17 protein-coding genes are annotated in these 19,742 nt (G+C 72.3%); 13 read left to right on the forward strand and 4 right to left on the reverse strand.

The window, feature by feature from the left end:
- The first annotated feature begins 210 nt into the window (after nt 1-210).
- Nucleotides 211-795 (forward strand): DUF4365 domain-containing protein, encoded by a 585-nt coding sequence (locus ABZY31_RS19625; protein ID WP_356412059.1) that lies wholly within the window; start codon nt 211-213, stop codon nt 793-795.
- Nucleotides 795-2,063 carry a hypothetical protein gene (locus ABZY31_RS19630; RefSeq protein WP_356412060.1) on the forward strand — a complete coding sequence of 423 codons (1,269 nt, stop codon included), beginning with the start codon at nt 795-797 and terminating at the stop codon, nt 2,061-2,063. Before ABZY31_RS19625 ends, ABZY31_RS19630 begins: the two co-directional genes overlap by 1 nt.
- 9 nt (nt 2,064-2,072) lie before the next feature.
- Here the strand turns inward: ABZY31_RS19630 and ABZY31_RS19635 are convergent, their stop codons facing one another.
- Entirely contained in the window at nt 2,073-2,576 is a 504-nt protein-coding gene (locus tag ABZY31_RS19635; RefSeq protein WP_356412062.1) for a GNAT family N-acetyltransferase, read from the reverse strand.
- Nucleotides 2,577-2,720: 144 nt separating this feature from the next.
- Between ABZY31_RS19635 and thrS the strand changes: the two genes are divergently transcribed.
- From thrS to ABZY31_RS19650, 3 genes are all read left to right on the forward strand, one after another.
- Nucleotides 2,721-4,700: a threonine--tRNA ligase gene (gene thrS, locus ABZY31_RS19640; RefSeq protein ID WP_356412064.1), complete on the forward strand. Its 1,980-nt coding sequence runs from the start codon at nt 2,721-2,723 to the stop codon at nt 4,698-4,700.
- 124 nt (nt 4,701-4,824) lie between these two features.
- Nucleotides 4,825-5,385, forward strand: a complete 561-nt coding sequence (locus ABZY31_RS19645; protein ID WP_356412066.1) for an HIT domain-containing protein — start codon at nt 4,825-4,827, stop codon at nt 5,383-5,385.
- A gap of 45 nt (nt 5,386-5,430) precedes the next feature.
- On the forward strand, nt 5,431-5,874 hold the full coding sequence (locus tag ABZY31_RS19650) for a DUF3224 domain-containing protein (RefSeq protein WP_356412068.1): 444 nt from the start codon (nt 5,431-5,433) through the stop codon (nt 5,872-5,874).
- Here the strand turns inward: ABZY31_RS19650 and helR are convergent.
- From helR to ABZY31_RS19665, 3 genes are all read right to left on the reverse strand, one after another.
- Complete coding sequence (gene helR / locus ABZY31_RS19655) at nt 5,858-8,017, reverse strand: RNA polymerase recycling motor ATPase HelR (RefSeq protein ID WP_356412070.1); 2,160 nt, start codon at nt 8,015-8,017, stop codon at nt 5,858-5,860. The genes ABZY31_RS19650 and helR overlap by 17 nt on opposite strands.
- A 237-nt stretch (nt 8,018-8,254) precedes the next feature.
- Nucleotides 8,255-9,916, reverse strand: a complete 1,662-nt coding sequence (locus ABZY31_RS19660) for a hypothetical protein (RefSeq protein WP_356412072.1) — start codon at nt 9,914-9,916, stop codon at nt 8,255-8,257.
- Between the two features lie 195 nt (nt 9,917-10,111).
- Entirely contained in the window at nt 10,112-12,343 is a 2,232-nt protein-coding gene (locus ABZY31_RS19665) for an elongation factor G-like protein EF-G2 (RefSeq protein ID WP_356412073.1), read from the reverse strand.
- 246 nt (nt 12,344-12,589) lie between these two features.
- Between ABZY31_RS19665 and pgsA the strand changes: the two genes are divergently transcribed.
- The 8 genes from pgsA (at nt 12,590) to ABZY31_RS19705 (ending at nt 19,606) form a co-directional block, all read left to right on the forward strand.
- Nucleotides 12,590-13,255, forward strand: a complete 666-nt coding sequence (gene pgsA, locus ABZY31_RS19670) for a phosphatidylinositol phosphate synthase (protein ID WP_356412075.1) — start codon at nt 12,590-12,592, stop codon at nt 13,253-13,255.
- A complete protein-coding gene (locus ABZY31_RS19675) occupies nt 13,255-14,241 on the forward strand; it encodes a phosphatidylinositol mannoside acyltransferase (RefSeq protein ID WP_356412077.1) in 987 nt (328 codons plus the stop codon). The genes pgsA and ABZY31_RS19675 overlap by 1 nt, the downstream gene beginning before the upstream one ends.
- Nucleotides 14,238-15,419, forward strand: a complete 1,182-nt coding sequence (locus tag ABZY31_RS19680) for a glycosyltransferase family 4 protein (protein ID WP_356412079.1) — start codon at nt 14,238-14,240, stop codon at nt 15,417-15,419. Before ABZY31_RS19675 ends, ABZY31_RS19680 begins: the two co-directional genes overlap by 4 nt.
- Nucleotides 15,420-15,586: 167 nt before the next feature.
- A complete protein-coding gene (locus ABZY31_RS19685) occupies nt 15,587-16,057 on the forward strand; it encodes a hypothetical protein (protein WP_356412081.1) in 471 nt (156 codons plus the stop codon).
- Between the two features lie 532 nt (nt 16,058-16,589).
- A complete protein-coding gene (locus ABZY31_RS19690; protein WP_356412082.1) occupies nt 16,590-17,129 on the forward strand; it encodes a hypothetical protein in 540 nt (179 codons plus the stop codon).
- A 129-nt stretch (nt 17,130-17,258) separates the two neighbouring features.
- The gene (gene pdxS / locus ABZY31_RS19695; RefSeq protein WP_330329480.1) at nt 17,259-18,170 is read left to right on the forward strand and encodes a pyridoxal 5'-phosphate synthase lyase subunit PdxS; all 912 of its coding nucleotides are present in this window, start codon (nt 17,259-17,261) and stop codon (nt 18,168-18,170) included.
- A 12-nt stretch (nt 18,171-18,182) separates the two neighbouring features.
- Nucleotides 18,183-18,776: a pyridoxal 5'-phosphate synthase glutaminase subunit PdxT gene (gene pdxT, locus ABZY31_RS19700; protein ID WP_356412084.1), complete on the forward strand. Its 594-nt coding sequence runs from the start codon at nt 18,183-18,185 to the stop codon at nt 18,774-18,776.
- Nucleotides 18,777-18,853: 77 nt separating this feature from the next.
- Entirely contained in the window at nt 18,854-19,606 is a 753-nt protein-coding gene (locus ABZY31_RS19705; protein WP_351042173.1) for a YebC/PmpR family DNA-binding transcriptional regulator, read from the forward strand.
- The last annotated feature ends 136 nt before the right edge of the window (nt 19,607-19,742 follow it).

Raw genomic sequence — 19,742 nt, forward strand, 5'->3', positions numbered from 1 at the left:
ACGCCCGTGGCGCGCGGCCCCTGCCCGCATCGGTGATACCCGTGCCGTTTGCCGTGTACGCCGTTTGCGGGGTGCCGGCTGCGGAGACAACTTCCCTGGGGGGCCGCACGGATGAGCGGACGTCACCGCCATGGCACCGCCGTCGCGGCGCGGTTCCCCCGCCTCCACGAGCACAACGCCTCACGCAGAGCCCGAAAGGCATGGGGAGCCATGGCGCTCGCGCATCCCGAACCGGGTGGGGCGCTGCACGGGCGGACCGACCCGGCAACCGTGACCGGACCGCTGCGCGGCACACTCGCCACCACCGCCTGCATGGAGACCCTCCAGGTGGGCTACCTGCACGCCGTCGCCGCCGCGGCCGGCTGCTCCCTCTCCCAGCCCTTTCCGGACAACGGCATCGACTGGCACGTCAGTCACGGCTCGCCCGACCACGTCATCGACGACGAGGTCACCGTCAAGGTGCAGTTGAAGGCCACCTACCAGACCCCGCCCCGCCCGCCCGGACCGACCTTCGCCTTCACCCTGGACAACGAACACCTCGTCAAGCTCGCCCGGACACCGGCCGCGGTGCCCAAGATCCTCGTCGTGATGCTCGTGCCGCGCGAGCGCACGCAGTGGCTGAGCGCCGGGCACGACCGGCTCGACCTGCGGCACTGCTGCTACTGGACCAACCTGGCCGGCCACCCCGTGACCGGCCGGCGCCGGACCACCGTACGGATACCGACCGCGCGGATCTTCGACGACCGGGCGCTGTGCGAGATCATGACCCGGGTCGGGTCGGGAGGGACGCCCTGATGAACTGGCCGAACCTGGAACCGGCGCCGTCGCCCCCGTGCGGGGAGAGCGACGGGACGCAGACCCCGGACCCCGCGCAGGTGGACCCCGCGGTGCTCGCCGCACTCCTGCGGCGGCACGGCTGGCTGCGCCGCGGCGGCGCCACCGGGCGGTACGGGCGCTGGACGCCGCCCGGGCCCGCCGCCGGGACCAGCCTGCTCGTGCCCGAGGACCGGGCCTTCCCCGACTGCGCCGACCTGGTCGAGGAGGCGCTCACCGCGCTGGCGCGCAGCGGGCTGCCCTCGGCGCGCGAGGTGCTGTACGGGCTGAGCGTGCCCAGCGACGAGGTCCGCTGGACCCGGGAGATCCCCGGCGCCGACGGGGTCTACGGGCCCCGGGGCGAGGCGTCCTGGTCGGCCCAGGAACAGCTGCGCACCGCGGCCCGGCAGCTCCTGCTGGCCGGGGCGCTGGCCGACCGGGCCCGGGCCGGCTACCACGGCGCCCGGCACCGCGGCCAGGCCGAACGGGCCCTGGACGGGGTGCTGGTGGGCCCCGCCCCGGGCGGCCGCCGGCTCACCGCGTACGTACCGGTCGACGGCGGACGGGGGCCGGTGACCCGGCTGCACCACGCGCTGCACGCGGCCCGCGAGGCCGTGGACTACCGGCGGGCCACCGGCGGCATGGAGGCCTTCGACGCCGCCGTCGGCGCCGGGGTCAGCCGGGAGCTGGCGGAGGCGCTGATCGCCCTGGTCCGCGGTTCGGAGGGCGCCCGCGTCGCGCTGGCCTGGGCCCCGGCCGCCGGGGTCCCGGCGGGCTGCGCGGCCCGCCCGGAACCGGTGGAGTTCTCCCCGGGGGACCTGCCGGTGCTGCGCGAGGCGGCAGCCCGGTACACCCGGGAGGAGCCCGCCGTGCCGGTGCGGATCGCGGGGGCGGTGGTCGGGATGCGGCGTTCGGGGCCGGGGGGCGGGGGCACGGTCCGGCTGCGGGTGCTGTCGGGCGCGGAGGTCCCGTACGTCCGGACCGCGCTCGACGAGGAGGCGTACCGGGTGGCGGGCCACGCCCACCTGGCGGGGCTGCCGGTCCGGCTCAGCGGCCGGCTCCAGCGGCGCGGCGGCTTCCGGCGGCTGACGGACGCGGCGGAGGTGACCCCGGTCCGGCTGGACGAGGTCGAGCGCGACCGGCTGATGAAGTCCCTGTACGCGGACTTCCCGGCCGCGGACGGCCTGCCCTTCGTCGACCCGGAAGGGGATCCGCAGGACGCGGACCCGGACGCGGGGGCGGAGGGCTGAGGACGGTCCCTACGGACGCGGCCGGCGCGTGAAGGACGCCATCACCAGGCCCGGGACCGGCGAGAAGTCCGCGCCCCGGACGAAGCCCATGCGGGGGTAGAGGGCCATGGCGGGGGCGTTCGCGGCGCCGGTGGTGACCCGCACGACGCGGTGGGGCAGCAGGTCGTCCAGCAGGTGCCGCAGCAGCAGCGAGCCGACCCCGCGGCGGAACCAGGCGGGGTCCACGCACAGCCGGTCGATGGAGACCACCTGCTCGTCCTCCCGTTCCGGCTCCTCCCAGGCGAGGAACCCGGCGGGATCGCCTGCCTCGGACACCGCGCCGAGCCAGTTCAGCGGCCGGGCCCGCAGGTCGGCCAGGCTCTCGCGCAGCGCCGGGATGCCGTCGAAGCCGATCAGCTCGGCTTCCACGGTGTAGGCGGCCAGGCCGATCCGGTGCACCGCCGCGGCGGTCGCGTCGTCGGCGAGGTCCAGCGGGCGGATGTGCGGGGCAGCGGCGGGCGGGGTGTCGGTCACCCGCCCACCGTACGTCGGCCGCGGGGCCGGGGAAGGGGCGGCCGGGGGAGGGGCACGTTAACCGTTTAGCGGCTGAGCGGTCCGGCTCGGTACGATTCAGACGCGCAGTGTTCGCTCGCGCACCCCCTGAGTCAGGAGAGACCGGTGTCAGACGTCCGTGTGATCATCCAACGCGATTCCGAGCGGGACGAGCGCGTGGTGGCCACGGGCACTACGGCGGCCGACCTCTTCCCCGGTGAGCGCACCGTCGTCGCGGCCCGCGTCGCGGGTGAGCTGAAGGACCTGTCGTACGAGGTCCGGGACGGCGAGACCGTCGAACCGGTGGAGATCTCCTCCGAGGACGGCCTGAACATCCTGCGCCACTCGACCGCGCACGTCATGGCGCAGGCCGTGCAGGAACTCTTCCCCGAGGCCAAGCTGGGCATCGGGCCGCCGGTCCGGGACGGCTTCTACTACGACTTCGACGTCGAGAAGCCCTTCACTCCCGAGGACCTCAAGGCCGTCGAGAAGAAGATGCAGGAGATCCAGAAGCGCGGTCAGCGCTTCTCCCGCCGCGTCGTCACCGACGAGGCGGCCCGCGAGGAGCTGGCGCACGAGCCGTACAAGCTGGAGCTGATCGGGCTCAAGGGCTCGGCCGCGACCTCGGACGACGGCGCGGACGTCGAGGTGGGCGGCGGCGAGCTGACCATCTACGACAACCTCGACGCCAAGACCGGCGACCTGTGCTGGTCGGACCTGTGCCGCGGCCCGCACCTGCCGACCACCCGCAACATCCCGGCGTTCAAGCTCATGCGCAACGCCGCCGCCTACTGGCGCGGCAGCGAGAAGAACCCGATGCTCCAGCGCATCTACGGCACCGCGTGGCCGTCGAAGGACGAGCTGAAGGCCCACCTCGACTTCCTCGCCGAGGCCGAGAAGCGCGACCACCGCAAGCTCGGCGTCGAGCTGGACCTCTTCTCCGTCCAGGACGAGATCGGCTCCGGCCTCGCCGTCTTCCACCCGCGCGGCGGCACCATCCGCCGTGTGATGGAGGACTACTCGCGAAAGCGGCACGAGGAAGAGGGCTACGAGTTCGTCTACACCCCGCACGCCACCAAGGGCGCCCTCTTCGAGAAGAGCGGCCACCTGGACTGGTACGCGGACGGCATGTACCCCCCCATGCAGCTCGATGGTGGTACCGACTACTACCTCAAGCCCATGAACTGCCCGATGCACAACCTGATCTTCGATGCGCGCGGCCGGTCCTACCGCGAACTGCCGCTGCGCCTCTTCGAGTTCGGCACCGTGTACCGGTACGAGAAGTCGGGCGTCGTGCACGGCCTGACCCGCTCGCGCGGTTTCACCCAGGACGACGCGCACATCTACTGCACCAAGGAGCAGATGGCGGAGGAGCTCGACCGCACGCTCACCTTCGTGCTGAACCTGCTCCGCGACTACGGTCTGACCGACTTCTACCTGGAGCTCTCCACCAAGGACCCGGAGAAGTTCGTCGGCTCGGACGAGGTCTGGGAAGAGGCCACCGAGACGCTGCGGCAGGTCGCCGAGAAGCAGGGCCTGCCCCTGGTCCCGGACCCGGGCGGCGCCGCGTTCTACGGCCCGAAGATCTCGGTCCAGTGCCGTGACGCCATCGGCCGGACCTGGCAGATGTCGACCGTGCAGCTCGACTTCAACCTGCCGGAGCGCTTCAACCTGGAGTACACCGGCCCCGACGGCACCAAGCAGCGGCCGGTCATGATCCACCGCGCCCTGTTCGGTTCCATCGAGCGCTTCTTCGCGGTGCTGCTGGAGCACTACGCGGGCGTCATGCCGCCGTGGCTGGCCCCGGTGCAGGCGGTCGGCATCCCGATCGGCGACGCGCACATCGAGTACCTCCAGGAGTTCGCCGCCGAGGCGAAGAAGAAGGGCCTGCGGGTCGAGGTGGACGCCTCCTCCGACCGGATGCAGAAGAAGATCAGGAACCAGCAGAAGCTCAAGGTTCCGTTCATGATCATCGTGGGTGACGAGGACATGGCGGCCGGTACGGTCTCCTTCCGCTACCGCGACGGCTCCCAGGAGAACGGCGTGCCCAAGGCCGACGCCCTGGCGAAGCTGGTCAAGGTCGTCGAGGACCGCGTCCAGGTCTGAGCCCGCGCCCGACGGGTACGGGGCCGGGCCTGATGGGTGCGGGGCCGGACCTGACGGTACGGACGGGGCCCCCGGGAAGTGATCGCTTCCCGGGGGCCTTCCTCGTTCCCGCGGGCAAGGTCATATGCTGCATCCCATGACGAGTGAGCCGGAGCAGCAGATCGGTGTGGGCACGCAGGACGCGTTCCAGCGGCTGTGGACGCCCCACCGGATGGCGTACATCCAGGGGGAGAACAAGCCGACCGGCCCGGAGGCCGGGGACGGCTGTCCCTTCTGCGGGATTCCGGAGATGTCCGACCAGGACGGTCTGATCGTCGCCCGCGGCCGGCACGTCTACGCCGTGCTCAACCTCTACCCGTACAACGGCGGGCACCTCATGGTCGTCCCCTACCGGCACGTCGCCGACTACACCGAGCTGGACGGCCCCGAGACCGCGGAGCTGGCGGACCTCACCAAGCGGGCCATGGCCGCGCTGCGCAAGGCCTCCGGAGCGCACGGCTTCAACATCGGGATGAACCAGGGCGCCGCGGCCGGAGCCGGCATCGCCGCGCACCTGCACCAGCACATCGTGCCCCGCTGGGGCGGCGACACGAACTTCATGCCGGTGGTCGGACACACCAAGGTGCTGCCGCAACTCCTCGCCGACACCCGGCAGATGCTCGCCGACTCCTGGCCCGTCGACTGAGACGCTCCGGGGGCCGTTGTCAGTGGGCGGCGCTACGGTCGGCGCATGAGAGCTACCGCGACCTTCACCGTCACCTCGTTCGTCCCGACCGGGCTGGAGCCCGCGCCAAGCGTGGCCACCGGGCTGCCGGTCGGTGTGGCCACCATGGAGAAGCGGGTCGAGGGAGAGGCCTCGGGGCGCTCGTCGACCCTGTTCACCGCCGCCTTCGACCAGGCGACCGGCACCGGTACGTACGTCGCCATGGAATCCTTCGAAGGGTCCCTGCACGGGCGCGAGGGCTCCTTCAACTTCGTGCACTCGGCCACCACGACCGGCAGTGACCGCACCGCGGAGTTCTTCACCATCGTGCCCTCCAGCGGAACCGGCGAGCTGACCGGGATCACCGGCGCCGGCGGGCTGGCCGTCGACCCGGACGGCACCCACCGCCTCTGGTTCGACTACCAGCTGGGTCAGCCCGCGCCGCGTCCCCGCGTCAGCTCGTCAGGATGACCAGCTGACGGGTCGCGCGGGTCATCGCGACGTAGCGGTCGACGGCTCCCTCGATGCCCGCGCCGAAGGTCTCGGGGTCGATCAGGACGACCAGGTCGAATTCGAGCCCCTTCGACAGCTCCGGCGTCAGGGACCGGATCCGTGACGTGCCGCGGTCGGCCGTGGCGGCGCCGTCGGCGCTGATCACGCAGGCGGTGCCCTCGGCGTACTCGGCCAGCCAGCCGTCGAGCACCGCGTCCAGGTCCGCGACGGATCCGTGCACGACGGGAAGGCCGCTGCTGCGGATCGAGGTCGGCACGTTGGCGTCCGGCAGCGCGGCCCGGATGGCCGGTTCCGCTTCCGCCATGACCTCCTCGGGCGTCCGGTAGTTGACGCTCAGGGACGCCACGCTGATCCGGCCCAGCCCGGCGCGCTCCAGCCGCTCCCGCCACGACTCGGTGAAACCGTGCCGGGCCTGGGCGTGGTCCCCGACGATGGTGAAGCTCCGGGACGGGCAGCGCAGCAGCAGCATCTGCCACTCGGCGTCGGTCAGTTCCTGCGCCTCGTCCACGACGACGTGCGCGAACGGTCCGGCGAGCAGGTCGGGTTCGGCGGTGGCCAGGGCGCTCTCGTCGATCAGCGTGTCCTGGAGGTCCCGCCCGTGCAGCATCCCGAGAGCGCCCTCGCTCTCGTCGATCACGGTGTTCTGCAGCAGGCTGTCGATGGCCTCGGCCCGGCGCGCGCGCTCCGCGGCGACGGCGGCTTCGTTGCGGCGCCTGCGCCGGGAGGCCTCGGGGTCGCCGAGCCGCTGGCGCGCCGCGTCCAGGAACGGCAGGTCGGACACCGTCCAGGCCCGGGCGTCCGCGCGCCGCAGCCGGCGTACGTCCTCCGGGGCGAGCCAGGGCGCGCAGCGGCGCAGGTACGCCGGCACCGACCAGAGGTCGGCGACCAGCTCGGCCGGGTCGAGCATCGGCCACGCCCGCTCCAGGGTCCCGATGAGGTCCCGGTCCTGGAGGAGCGAGCGCCGCAGGAGGTGGGGCGCGGCCCCGCTGTCGTCCTTGTCCGCCAGGATCGTGAGCAGCTCCTCCAGGATCTGTTCGCGCGCCTCGTTGTGCGGGGTGCCGGGCTCGACCGCGTCGAAGGCGGCCGCCCAGTCCTCGGGGCCGAGCCACAGGTCGGACCAGTGGGTCGAGACGGTCGTTCCCTCGGTGGGCGGCTCCTCGTAGAGGCGGACGGCCGGTTCGACCGCCTTCACCAGGTCGGCCGACGCCTTCAGGCGGGCCACCTCCGGGTCGCTCTCGGCCGTCGCCGCCGCTCCCTCGGGGACGAGGTCGCGCAGGGTGCAGGTCCGCACGCCCTCCTCGCCGAGGCTGGGCAGGACGTCGGCGACGTACGCCAGGTAGGGCTGGTGCGGGCCGACGAAGAGGACGCCGCCGCGGCGGTGCCCGAGGCGGGGGTCGGAGTAGAGGAGGTAGGCGGAGCGGTGCAGGGCGACGACGGTCTTGCCGGTGCCGGGGCCGCCGTCGACGACGAGGGCACCGCGGGAGCCCGCCCGGATGATCTCGTCCTGGTCCGCCTGGAGGGTGGCGAGCACGTCGCGCATCCGCTCCGAACGGTGGCCGCCCAGACCGGCGATGAACGCCGACTGGTCGTCGAGCGCGGCGTGCCCTTCGAGGCCCTCGGCGGTGAACACCTCGTCCCAGTAGTCGCTGATCCGGCCGCGGGTCCAGCGGTAGCGGCGGCGGCTCGCCAGCCCCATCGGGTTGCCGTGGGTGGCGGCGAAGAACGGCTCGGCCGCGGGGGAGCGCCAGTCGAGCAGCAGCCGGCGGCCCTCGGCGTCGGTGAGGCCGAGGCGGCCGATGTAGACGGGTTCGGAGCGGTCCGCCGGGACGATGCGGCCCAGGCACAGGTCGAGGCCGAAGCGGCGCAGGGTGCGCAGGCGGGAGGTGAGGCGGTGGATCTCCGCGTCCCGGTCCATCGCCGCCCGGCCGATGCCGCCGGGGGCCTTGCGCGCGGCCGAGAGCAGGCCGGACAGCTCGGCGATGGTCTGTTCCAGGCTCGCCGAGAGGGCGGCGAAGTGCCGTTCGTCGCCGCCGGTCAACTCGGGGTCGGCCTTGGGAGCGAGGTGGCCGGGCAGGTCGAACGCACGGGTGGTCAGGGGCATATGCGGACGCACGTGGTGAATCTCCCAATTCAGCAGGATCTGGCCTCGGCCCGCGATTCTGCCCCAGCACGGGGGCCTTGCCGCAAGCCCCCCGGTGCGCTATAAGTTAGGAGTGGCAAGGAGTGCTTTCACCTCCTTGCCATTTCGTTTTTCCGCTGTCTGCCCTCAGCGCATGCCGCGCCGCCCCGACCCGGGGTGCCGGATCGGGGCGGCGCGAGGCGGCCGTGGGTGCGGATGTCAGGCGTCGTAGACGTCGGCCTTGCGCGGTGCGGGGTCCTGGACCATGCCGCTGACGATCATCGAGCGGTTGGCGAAGCGCTCCGTGTCCACGCCGTTCTCGTCCAGTACGCGCATGGCGGCCGCGTGCACCGCGCGCAGCACCGGCGTGGCCGTGCGCATCGCGTCGTCCGCCATGAAGCGGTGGCGCCACATCGAACCCGCCCACACGTGCCGGACGCCGAACGGCTCGGGCAGGACCAGCTTGCCGCCCAGGTAGTCGAGCAGCGGCGGGTACCAGCCGAAGGAGGCGCGGACGGCGAGGCGCACCACCTCCGAGGCGTCCACCAGAGCGTGCGTGCGCTCCACGGTCTCCCAGAACCGGACGGTCTTGGCCACCTCGGTGGTCTTGGGAGCCGACTTGGTGGTGAACAGGCCGTGCACCGGGCCGAGCGAATGGGCGGTGACGTCCACGCGCAGGGTCTTGTAGAGCACGGTGACGGTGACCATCATCGTGATCACCAACTGCCCGTCCCACAGCGGCCACTGGACGCCGAGGTAGTGCCGGTTGCCCGCGCCGAACTGCTGCTCGTTGCAGATCCGGGTGATCTCGTGCTGCTTGATGAGGAAGGCGTCGACGGTGTCGCCGGAGGGGCGGGCCACCTCCTTGGCGCCCTCGCCGACCGGGGTGACGATCCAGTGGGTGAGGGAGGGCGCCGGGAAGCCGCCGGTGTGCAGGGGGCCCCGCTCCAGCATGCGCAGCTGGTCGTGGATCGCCCGGATCACGTCCCAGCTGCGGAAGGGGTGGATCTCGGCACCCTCGGTCTTCGGGGCGAGGTCCTCGGCCAGCTGCCAGCTGCCCCACCGGGTGCCCATGCCGAGGATGCCCTTGGGGCCGGCGTAGAAGACGGAGTTGCTGCGGCCCTCGGCGGTCAGCTTCGCGAGCTGGTGGCGCAGGTCCTCGCGGGACTTCTCGTCGGGGTTGCCGGGAACCGCCTCCGGGATCTTGGCGCCGACGGCGGCCCCGCCCAGCAGGCCGTCCCAGCGGGCGCGCATGTCCTTGGCGGACGCTTCGGCGATGCGGGAGGCCAGCAGCCAGCCCGCGGCGGGCGCGATGATCATCGCGCGCAGGTAGAGGCCCCAGAACCCGCTGAAGGGCAGCCGGAACATCAGCACGGCCAGGACGAGCGCGACGAAGACGAGGAGCGCGGTGCCCACCCAGGAGCGCTTGCCGTCGCCGCCGAGGGACTTGCGCAGCTGGAACAGGCCCAGCCACAGCAGCAGTCCGGGCAGGAAGGGCAGCCCGCAGGCCAGCATGATCAGACGGAGCTTGCCGTCGCGCTCCTTGCGCAGGCGCGAGGCGGCCAGGCAGTGCTCGACCACCGTCTGCGGGTCGGCCCCGAAGGACTGGATCAGCGGTTTGCGGCCCGCTCCGAGCATGCGGGTCTCGACGGCGCGGCAGAACGCCTCGCCGAAATTCGGCTCGAAGAGGGACAGCTTGCCCTTCTTCACCGTGGACTCGTAGTGCTCGTTGTTCGCTTTGAGTATCTCGTCGGGTTTGCCGTCGCGGTAGGCGGCGGACGCCAGCGCGTTGGTCGCCGCGGTCTGGCCGCCACCGCCCTGGAGGGGTACCTGCGCCCCCGGCCTGAAGTCGAAACCGTCGTCCGCCACCGCTGCCCCCATCGCTGTGCCCTCGTGCCGTGCCCGGAGTCCCGCCACCGGCGCGCTGCCGTCCGGTGTCCCGCTTACCTGGTGTTCTGCCCCGCCCCACCGAGCCTGAAAGAGCCTAGCGAGGGTCATCCCCCGATGGTCATGGGACAGGGAAATACCGCCCACCGCAAGCGGGTTGGATGGGCGGCATCCCGGGCGTTATGTGAATCAGCTTCCCTTCTCCCCCTGTTCGCGCATCTTGTCCGCGAGCTGCGGCGGCATCGGCTCGTGGCGGGCGTACGTACGGCTGAAGCCGCCGGTGCCGTGGGAGACCGAGCGCAGCTCCACGGCGTAGCGGCCGATCTCGATCTCCGGGATCTCCGCGCGGACCAACGAGCGCCCAGGGCCCGCCGGTTCGGTGCCGACGACCCGGCCGCGGCGTCCGGCGAGGTCGTTCATGACCGGGCCGACGTAGGCGTCGGGGACCGAGACGGTCAGTTCGGCGACGGGTTCGAGGAGGTGGACGGGGGCGTCCGCGGCCGCCTCGCGCAGGGCGAGGGCGCCCGCGGTCTGGAAGGCCGCGTCCGAGGAGTCCACGGAGTGCGCCTTGCCGTCGCGCAGCGTGATCCGTACGTCGACCAGCGGGTACCCGGCGGCCACCCCGCGGGACGCCTGGGCCCGTACGCCCTTCTCGACGGACGGGATGAACTGGCGCGGGACCGACCCGCCGACGACCTTGTCCACGAACTCGATGCCGCTGCCCACCGGGAGCGGCTCGACCTCGATCTCGCAGATCGCGAACTGGCCGTGCCCGCCGGACTGTTTGACGTGCCGGCCGCGGCCGGTGGCCTTGGCGCCGAAGGTCTCGCGCAGGGCCACCCGGTGCGGCACGGCGTCGACCCGGACGCCGTAGCGGCTGCGCAGCCGTTCGAGGGCGACCTCCTGGTGCGCCTCGCCCAGGCACCACAGGACCAGCTGGTGGGTGTCCGGGTTCTGCTCCAGGCGCATGGTGGGGTCCTCGGCGACGAGCCGGGCGAGCCCCTGGGAGAGCTTGTCCTCATCCGCCTTGCCGTGCGCCTCGATGGCGAGCGGGAGCAGCGGGTCGGGCATCGCCCAGGGCTCCATCAGGAGGGGGCGCGCCTTCGCGGAGAGGGTGTCGCCGGTTTCGGCGTGCGTGAGTTTGGCCACGCAGGCCAGGTCGCCCGCGATGCAGTGGGGCAGGGTGCGCTGCTGCTTGCCGAAGGGGGCGGTGAGCGTGCCGACGCGCTCGTCGGCCTCGTGCAGATCGCGGGGGGCGGCCCCGTCGCGGCCGGGGAAGTGGCCGCAGACGTGCAGGGTGTCCTCGGGGCGCAGGGTGCCGGAGAAGACCCGGACGAGGGAGACCCGGCCGACATAGGGGTCGGAGGAGGTTTTGACCACCTCGGCGAGGAGCGGGCCGTCCGGGTCGCAGGTGAGGGCGGGCAGCGGGGCGCCGCCCGGGTCGGTGACGGCGGGGGCGGGGCGTTCGAGGGGGGTGGGGAAGCCGCCGGTGATCAGTTCGAGGAGTTCGACCGTACCGAGGCCCTGGCGGGCGCCGTCGGCGGCGGGCGCGGCCATCAGGACGGGATGGAAGGTGCCGCGGGCGACGGCGCGCTCCAGGTCGTCGACGAGGGTCTTGACGTCGATCTCCTCACCGCCGAGGTAGCGGTCCATGAGGGTCTCGTCCTCGCTCTCGGCGATGATCCCCTCGATCAGGCGGGCCCGGGCGCCGGTGATCAGGTCCAGCTCGGCCGGATCGGGGTCGCGCTCCACGCGCTCGCCGGAGGTGTAGTCGTACACGCGCCGGGAGAGCAGCCCCAGCAGTCCGGCGACGGGGGCGTGGCCGTCGGGTCCGGCGGGCCCGTGCAGCGGCAGGTACAGGGGGACGACGGCGTCGGGGTCGTCGGCGCCGAAGGTCTCGCCGCAGACGGCGGCCATCCGGTCGTAGTCGGCGCGGGCGGCCTCCAGGTGGGTGACGACGATGGCGCGGGGCATCCCGACGGCCGCGCACTCGTCCCAGACCATCCGGGTCGCGCCGGACAGCCCCGCGCCGTCGGCGCCGTCCCCGGCGGACTCCCCGGCCGAGACGACGAAGAGGGCCGCGTCCGCCGCGCGCAGACCGGCCCTGAGTTCTCCGACGAAGTCGGCGTATCCGGGGGTGTCCAAGATGTTGATCTTGATGCCGTCCCAGGCGACGGGGACGAGCGAGAGCTGGACCGAGCGCTGGCGCCGGTGCTCGATCTCGTCGTAGTCGGAGACGGTCGCGCCGTCCTCGACCCGGCCCGCCCGGCCGACCGCCCCGGCGGTCAGGGCGAGGGCTTCGGCCAGCGTGGTCTTGCCCGCTCCACTGTGGCCGACCAGCACCACGTTGCGTATCGACGAGGGGCGGTCGGCCGTCAGTGCCCTGCCGGCGGCCCCGGACTGCTGCGTCTTGTCACCCATGGTTCTCGTGCCTCCCGGTAGAACGGCGAGGTGGGGTCCTTCGAGCTTTGCACCGGCGTCACACCGCGTCCATACGTCGTGTCCGGCCACGGTCGGCGACGTTCGGCCACCGGCTCCGGTGGCGCGATCCGGGTATTGCACGGGCCCCTCGGTGGGTGCGCGGCGGTGCGGGCCCCGGGCGCTGGCTACGATGGGCCAGCCGGTGGCCGTGGTGGCCGTGCGGCCCAGCGACCCCCTGGGAAGGCCATGCTGAACAAGTACGCGCGTGCATTCTTTACGCGTGTCCTCACACCGTTCGCCGCGTTTCTGCTCCGTCGGGGGGTGAGCCCGGACGCGGTCACCCTGATCGGCACGGCCGGAGTGATGGCCGGAGCGCTGGTCTTCTTCCCACGGGGAGAGTTCTTCTGGGGCACGATCACGATCACCCTCTTCGTGTTCTCCGACCTGGTCGACGGGAACATGGCGCGGCAGGCCGGAGTCTCCAGCCGGTGGGGCGCGTTCCTGGACTCGACGCTGGACCGGGTGGCGGACGCCGCGATCTTCGGCGGGCTGGCGCTCTGGTACGCCGGTTCGGGCCACGACACCATGCTCTGCGCCGTCGCCATCTTCTGCCTGGCGAGCGGCCAGGTCGTCTCGTACACCAAGGCCCGGGGCGAGGCGATCGGCCTGCCGGTGGCCGTCAACGGGCTCATCGAGCGCGCCGAGCGCCTGGTGATCACGCTGGTCGCGGCCGGCCTGTCGGGCCTGGAGACCTTCGGCGTGCCCTCGTGGATCGGGGTGCTGCTGCCGGTCGCGCTCTGGGTGGTGGCCGTCGGTTCGCTGGTGACGCTGATCCAGCGGGTGGTGACCGTGCGCCGCGAGGCGGCGGAGGCCGACGCGGCCGCGGCCGCCGCCGACGGCGGCGCACTCTGATGGGCGCGCTGACGGACAAGCTGACCGACGCGGCCTTCGGGCTCGGCTGGGCCGGGGTGAAGAAGCTGCCCGAACCGGCGGCGGCGGCACTCGGCCGCACGATCGCGGACCGCGCCTGGAAGCGGCACGGCAAGAGCGTGCGCCGGCTGGAGGCGAACCTGGCCCGCGTCGTGCCCGGGGCCCCACCGGAGCGGCTGCGGGAGCTGTCCCGGGCGGGCATGCGCTCGTACATGCGCTACTGGATGGAGTCCTTCCGGCTGCCCGCGATGGACAAGGCCCGCTTCGGCGAGGACGTCCGGCTGAGCGACGAGCAGATCCTGCTCGACGGCATGGCCGCCGGCCGCGGGGTGATCGTCGCCCTGCCGCACCTGGCCAACTGGGACCTCGCCGGGGCCTGGGCCACCGCCCACCACGGCATCCCCTTCACCACCGTCGCGGAGCGGCTCAAGCCGGAGAGCCTGTACGACCGGTTCGTGGCCTACCGCGAGAGCCTCGGCATGGAGGTGCTGCCGCACAGCGGTGGCGCCGCCTTCGGCATCCTCGCCCGCAGGCTGCGCTCCGGCGGACTGGTCTGCCTGGTCGCCGACCGCGACCTGTCCGCCTCCGGCGTCGAGGTGGACTTCTTCGGCGCCACGGCGCGGATGCCCGCCGGACCGGCCCTGCTCGCCCAGCAGACCGGGGCCCTGCTGGTGCCGGCGACGCTCTGGTACGAGGACGCGCCGCTGATGCGGGGCCGCTTCCACCCGCCGGTGCCGGTGCCCGAGAGCGGGACCCGGGACGAGAAGACGGCCGCGATGACGCAGGCGGTGGCCGACGCCTTCGCCGCCGGGATCGCGGAGCACCCGCAGGACTGGCACATGCTCCAGCGGCTGTGGCTGGACGACCTGGAACCGCGGACGGCGGCCGCTCCTGCTTCGGCTTCGGCTTCGGCTGAGCCGCCGGGGCAGCCGGTGCGTTCCGCGGACCGCGGGGAGGGCACCGGATGAAGATCGGCATCGTGTGCCCGTACTCCTGGGACGTCCCCGGCGGCGTCCAGTTCCACATCCGCGACCTGGCGGAGCACCTGATCGGCCGCGGCCACCAGGTGTCGGTGCTCGCCCCCGCGGAGGAGGACACTCCACTGCCGCCCTACGTCGTCTCGGCGGGCCGCGCGGTGCCGGTGCCCTACAACGGCTCGGTGGCCCGGCTGAACTTCGGGTTCCTCTCGGCCGCGCGGGTGCGCCGCTGGCTGCACGACGGCACCTTCGACGTGATCCACATCCACGAGCCGACCTCGCCGTCGCTCGGCCTGCTCGCGTGCTGGGCGGCCCAGGGCCCGATCGTGGCCACCTTCCACACCTCCAACCCGCGGTCGCGGGCCATGATCGCCGCGTACCCGATCCTGCAGCCCGCGCTGGAGAAGATCAGCGCGCGCATCGCGGTCAGCGAGTACGCCCGGCGCACGCTGGTGGAACACCTCGGCGGGGACGCCGTCGTCATCCCCAACGGCGTCGACGTCGACTTCTTCGCCGCCGCCGAGCCGAAGCCCGAGTGGCAGGGCGCCACCCTCGGCTTCATCGGCCGCATCGACGAACCGCGCAAGGGCATGCCGGTGCTGATGGCCGCCTTCCCGAAGATCGTGGAGGCCTGCCCGGACGTCCGCCTGCTGGTCGCGGGCCGCGGCGACGAGGAGGAGGCGGTGGCCTCGCTGCCGCCGGCCCTGCGGGCGCGGGTGGAGTTCCTCGGCATGGTCTCCGACGAGGACAAGGCGCGGCTGCTGCGGAGCGTCGACGTGTACGTCGCCCCCAACACCGGCGGCGAGAGCTTCGGCATCATCCTGGTCGAGGCGCTCTCGGCGGGGGCCGCGGTGCTCGCGTCCGACCTGGACGCCTTCGCCCAGGTCCTGGACAAGGGGTCGGCGGGGGAGCTGTTCGCGAACGAGGACGCCGACGCGCTCGCCGCGGGCGCGATCGCACTGCTGCGGGATCCGGAGCGGCGGGCCGGGCTGAGCGCCCGGGGCTCCGCCCACGTCCGGCGCTTCGACTGGTCGACGGTCGGGGCGGACATCCTGTCGGTGTACGAGACGGTCGCGGACGGGGCGGCCTCGGTGGCCACCGACGAACGCGTCGGCCTGCGCGCCCGCCTGGGCCTGACCCGAGGCGCCACCCCGTCGTCGTTCTCCTGACTCGGCCGTCGGCAGGGGCCATCGCTCGGCTTCACGCTTGAGCAGGCCACAGGCTTCGGGAGACCCGACGCCACCGCCATGGCCGGCCCGTGCCGGACCTCCCGGTCCGGCCCGAGAGGGCCGAATCCTGCGCCATGCTCATGCCATTGGTGTCATAATCGGACGTTGTGTGGACAACGCTTGCGCCGCTCATCGGCGTCCTGCTCGGCGGCTTGATGTCGATGCTGGCCCAGCGCTCGGCAGGACGCGCCTTGGAACGCGGCGAGGCGCGCCGCAGTGTTCGTGAACTTGCCGAAGCGCGCCGCAGCGAGCGTCTCACTCACCTCATCGAATTTCTGTCTGCGGTGCAGGAAGCTGAACGAGTCGCGGTGGATCGGCATCACCACAACCTGGCTGACGAGCAGTGGCAGGCCCGGGCAAGGCAGGTCCTTGACAGGGTGTGGGTGATGCAGAAGACGATCCACGTGCTGTGCACGTCTGAGGTCAGCGAGGCGGCACGTAGCCTCGCGTGGGCAGTACAGGAGGTGATCCGGAAGGGCCCGGAAGACCCGGGAGAGCCACAGGATGAGCAGGTCTGGGCGCACATCCGTCCGAGCCGACAGGCATTCCTTGATCTCGTGCGCGACCAGCTGAGTTGAAACCCCGGGGAGGGATTCGGCAGCTGCCGTGAGCGGCCCGGGGCAGGCAGCAACCAGCAGCAGGCCATCGAATGGCCCCCTGGCCATCGACAAGCTGATCACGATCACTTCGGAATGACTCGTCCAGCCGCTATGGCCACGGCCCAGTCGCCCGGGGCGGCCCCCGGCCCCCTCTGACGGGGAGCCGGCGTCCGGCGGCGGGGCGGGCCGGTCCCGCGTGTGCCGCGTTCGGCTCTCCGGTCCCGGCAGCGTCCCAGGGGCCCGCCTCCCCGGAGTCCGGCCGCGGTCCGGTATCCCGTCTTACCCCCAGAGCTCGGCCCGCGCGGCGTTCCGGGACACGGCTGCCGCCGCGCCGGGGCGCGGGCCCTGCGCGGGCCCCGCCGTTCCGGCCTGCTCCGGGATACGGCCCGCGCCGGCCTGACCCCCGCCCCGCGCCCCGGCTCCAGGCCTCCGCCGCCCGCTCCGGCGGCGCCCCCCGCCGCCGCGGCGGGCGGTGCGGGGTCGGCGGGCCCGGAGGGTAAAGTCGCCGCCCGTGATCGAAACCCTCGTATGGATCGCCCTGGCGCTCGGCGTCATCGGGGTCTACCTCAGCTGGACCGCCGGCCGGCTCGACCGGCTGCACTCGCGGATGGACGCCGCCAAGGCCGCGCTCGACGCGCAGCTCGTGCGCCGCGCCTCGGTGGTCCTGGAGGTGGCCACCTCCGGCGTACTGGACCCGGCGTCCTCCCTCGTGCTGTACGAGGCCGCGCACGGCGCCCGCCAGGCGGCGGAGGACCACCGCGAGGTGGCCGAAAGTGAACTGTCGCAGGCCCTGCGCGCGGTCTTCGCCGACGCCGACCAGGTCGAGGAACTCAAGCAGGCCCCCGGCGGCGAGGCCGCCGCGGAGGAGCTGGCAGCCGCCGTACGCCGGGTTCCGATGGCCCGGCGCTTCCACAACGACGCCGTCCGCGCGGCCCGCGCCCTGCGCCGCCACCGCAAGGTCCGCTGGTTCCGGCTGGCCGGTCACGCACCCTTCCCGCTCGCCTTCGAGATGGACGACGAGCCCCCCGCCTTCCTCGCCGCCCGGCCCTGAACCCGTCCGCGCGGCCACGGCGCCGGGCGGCCGCTCCAGGCCACCGGCTACCCATTGGCCCTTGCAGTGGACTGGTCGGCAGGGTTTCCTCAGTGCAGTACCCGTCTTTCTCCGAGTGAGGTCACCGCCGTGAGCACGCTTTCCCACACCCCGCAGAACCCCGAGACCGGCACCGCGCGCGTCAAGCGGGGCATGGCCGAGCAGCTCAAGGGCGGCGTGATCATGGACGTGGTCAACGCCGAGCAGGCGAAGATCGCCGAGGACGCGGGCGCCGTGGCCGTCATGGCCCTGGAGCGGGTCCCGGCCGACATCCGCAAGGACGGCGGGGTCGCCCGCATGTCCGACCCGAACATGATCGAAGAGATCATCGAGGCCGTCTCCATCCCCGTCATGGCGAAGTCCCGCATCGGCCACTTCGTCGAGGCGCAGGTGCTCCAGTCCCTCGGCGTCGACTACATCGACGAGTCCGAGGTCCTGACCCCGGCGGACGAGGTCAACCACAGCGACAAGTTCGCCTTCACGACCCCCTTCGTCTGCGGCGCCACCAACCTCGGCGAGGCCCTGCGCCGCATCGCCGAGGGCGCGGCCATGATCCGCTCGAAGGGCGAGGCCGGCACCGGCAACGTCGTCGAGGCCGTCCGTCACCTGCGCCAGATCAAGAACGAGATCGCCCGCCTGCGCGGCTTCGACAACAACGAGCTGTACGCCGCCGCCAAGGACCTGCGCGCCCCGTACGAGCTGGTCAAGGAGGTCGCCGAACTCGGCAAGCTCCCCGTGGTGCTCTTCTCCGCCGGTGGCGTCGCCACCCCCGCCGACGCCGCGCTCATGCGCCAGCTCGGTGCCGAGGGCGTCTTCGTCGGCTCCGGCATCTTCAAGTCGGGCGACCCGGCCAAGCGCGCCGCCGCCATCGTGAAGGCCACCACCTTCTACGACGACCCGAAGATCATCGCGGACGCGTCCCGCAACCTGGGCGAGGCCATGGTCGGCATCAACTGCGACACCCTCCCCGAGTCCGAGCGCTACGCCAACCGCGGCTGGTAAGGCACTCCACCCATGAACAACTCCCCGGTCATCGGCGTCCTGGCACTCCAGGGCGACGTACGGGAGCACCTGATCGCCCTGGCCTCGGCGGACGCCGTGGCCAGGCCGGTCCGGCGCCCCGAGGAACTCGCCGAGGTCGACGCCCTGGTCATCCCCGGCGGCGAGTCGACGACCATGTCGAAGCTCGCCGTGCTCTTCGGCATGCTGGAGCCGCTGCGCGAGCGCGTACGGTCCGGGATGCCCGTCTACGGCACCTGCGCCGGCATGATCATGCTCGCCGACAAGCTGCTCGGCGGCCGTGAGGACCAGGAGACGCTGGGCGGGATCGACATGATCGTCCGCCGCAACGCCTTCGGCCGTCAGAACGAGTCCTTCGAGGCGTCCATCGACTTCGCCGGCATAGCGGGCGGTCCGGTCGAGGGCGTCTTCATCCGCGCGCCCTGGGTCGAGTCGGTCGGCGCCGCCGCCGAGGTGCTGGCGGAGTACGACGGCCACACCATCGCCGTGCGACAGGGCAACGTGCTGGCCACGTCCTTCCACCCGGAACTGACCGGAGACCACCGCGTGCACGCCTACTTCGTGGACATGGTGCGCGCGGGGTCCTGAACCGGTCCCGGGAGGAGTCCCGGTCTCCCGGTAGGATCTGTGGCGAACACCGTTGGTTACGCGAAGGAGACAGGCAGATGTCCGGCCACTCTAAATGGGCTACGACGAAGCACAAGAAGGCCGTGATCGATGCCAAGCGCGGCAAGCTCTTCGCGAAGCTGATCAAGAACATCGAGGTCGCGGCGCGGACCGGCGGTGCCGACCTCGACGGCAACCCGACGCTCTTCGACGCCGTTCAGAAGGCCAAGAAGAGCTCCGTCCCGAACAAGAACATCGACTCCGCGCTCAAGCGCGGTGCCGGTCTCGAAGCGGGCGGCGCCGACTATGAAACGATCATGTACGAAGGCTACGGCCCCAACGGTGTCGCGGTGCTCATCGAGTGCCTCACCGACAACCGCAACCGTGCCGCTTCGGACGTGCGCGTCGCCATGACCCGCAACGGCGGCTCCATGGCCGACCCGGGTTCGGTCTCGTACCTCTTCAACCGCAAGGGCGTCGTCCTGCTGCCCAAGGGCGAGCTCAGCGAGGACGACGTCCTCGACGCGGTCCTCGACGCGGGCGCCGAAGAGGTCAACGACCTCGGCGAGCAGTTCGAGATCATCAGCGAGGCCACCGACCTGGTCGCGGTCCGTACCGCCCTCCAGAGCGCCGGCATCGACTACGACTCGGCCGACTCCAACTTCCTGCCGACCATGCAGGTCGAGCTGGACGAAGAGGGCGCGCGCAAGATCTTCAAGCTGATCGACGCGCTGGAGGACAGCGACGACGTGCAGAACGTCTTCGCCAACTTCGACGTCAGCGACGAGGTCATGGAGAAGGTCGACGCCTGACAGGCGCAGACCGCTCACGGCGTGGAGCAGCGGGCCGACGGGGAACACACCCCGTCGGCCCGCTGCGTTGTCAGAGGCAGCGATTAGTCTGGCGACCGCAACCATCAATCGAGCAGCCACGACGGCGAGGCACCAC

The sequence above is a fragment of the Streptomyces sp. NPDC006529 genome (assembly GCF_040611795.1).
GTDB lineage: Bacteria > Actinomycetota > Actinomycetes > Streptomycetales > Streptomycetaceae > Streptomyces.

What these genes read in the sequence shown, in the direction of transcription:
- ABZY31_RS19680 (WP_356412079.1), top strand. Translation starts at nt 14,238, where the DNA reads ATGAAGATCGGCATCGTGTGCCCGTACTCCTGGGACGTCCCCGGCGGC.
- ABZY31_RS19705 (WP_351042173.1), top strand. Translation starts at nt 18,854, where the DNA reads ATGTCCGGCCACTCTAAATGGGCTACGACGAAGCACAAGAAGGCCGTG.
- ABZY31_RS19630 (WP_356412060.1), top strand. Translation starts at nt 795, where the DNA reads ATGAACTGGCCGAACCTGGAACCGGCGCCGTCGCCCCCGTGCGGGGAG.
- ABZY31_RS19660 (WP_356412072.1), bottom strand. Translation starts at nt 9,916, where the DNA reads ATGGGGGCAGCGGTGGCGGACGACGGTTTCGACTTCAGGCCGGGGGCG.
- ABZY31_RS19665 (WP_356412073.1), bottom strand. Translation starts at nt 12,343, where the DNA reads ATGGGTGACAAGACGCAGCAGTCCGGGGCCGCCGGCAGGGCACTGACG.
- ABZY31_RS19650 (WP_356412068.1), top strand. Translation starts at nt 5,431, where the DNA reads ATGAGAGCTACCGCGACCTTCACCGTCACCTCGTTCGTCCCGACCGGG.
- pdxT (WP_356412084.1), top strand. Translation starts at nt 18,183, where the DNA reads ATGAACAACTCCCCGGTCATCGGCGTCCTGGCACTCCAGGGCGACGTA.
- pgsA (WP_356412075.1), top strand. Translation starts at nt 12,590, where the DNA reads ATGCTGAACAAGTACGCGCGTGCATTCTTTACGCGTGTCCTCACACCG.
- ABZY31_RS19625 (WP_356412059.1), top strand. Translation starts at nt 211, where the DNA reads ATGGCGCTCGCGCATCCCGAACCGGGTGGGGCGCTGCACGGGCGGACC.
- helR (WP_356412070.1), bottom strand. Translation starts at nt 8,017, where the DNA reads ATGCCCCTGACCACCCGTGCGTTCGACCTGCCCGGCCACCTCGCTCCC.
- ABZY31_RS19645 (WP_356412066.1), top strand. Translation starts at nt 4,825, where the DNA reads ATGCTGCATCCCATGACGAGTGAGCCGGAGCAGCAGATCGGTGTGGGC.
- ABZY31_RS19675 (WP_356412077.1), top strand. Translation starts at nt 13,255, where the DNA reads ATGGGCGCGCTGACGGACAAGCTGACCGACGCGGCCTTCGGGCTCGGC.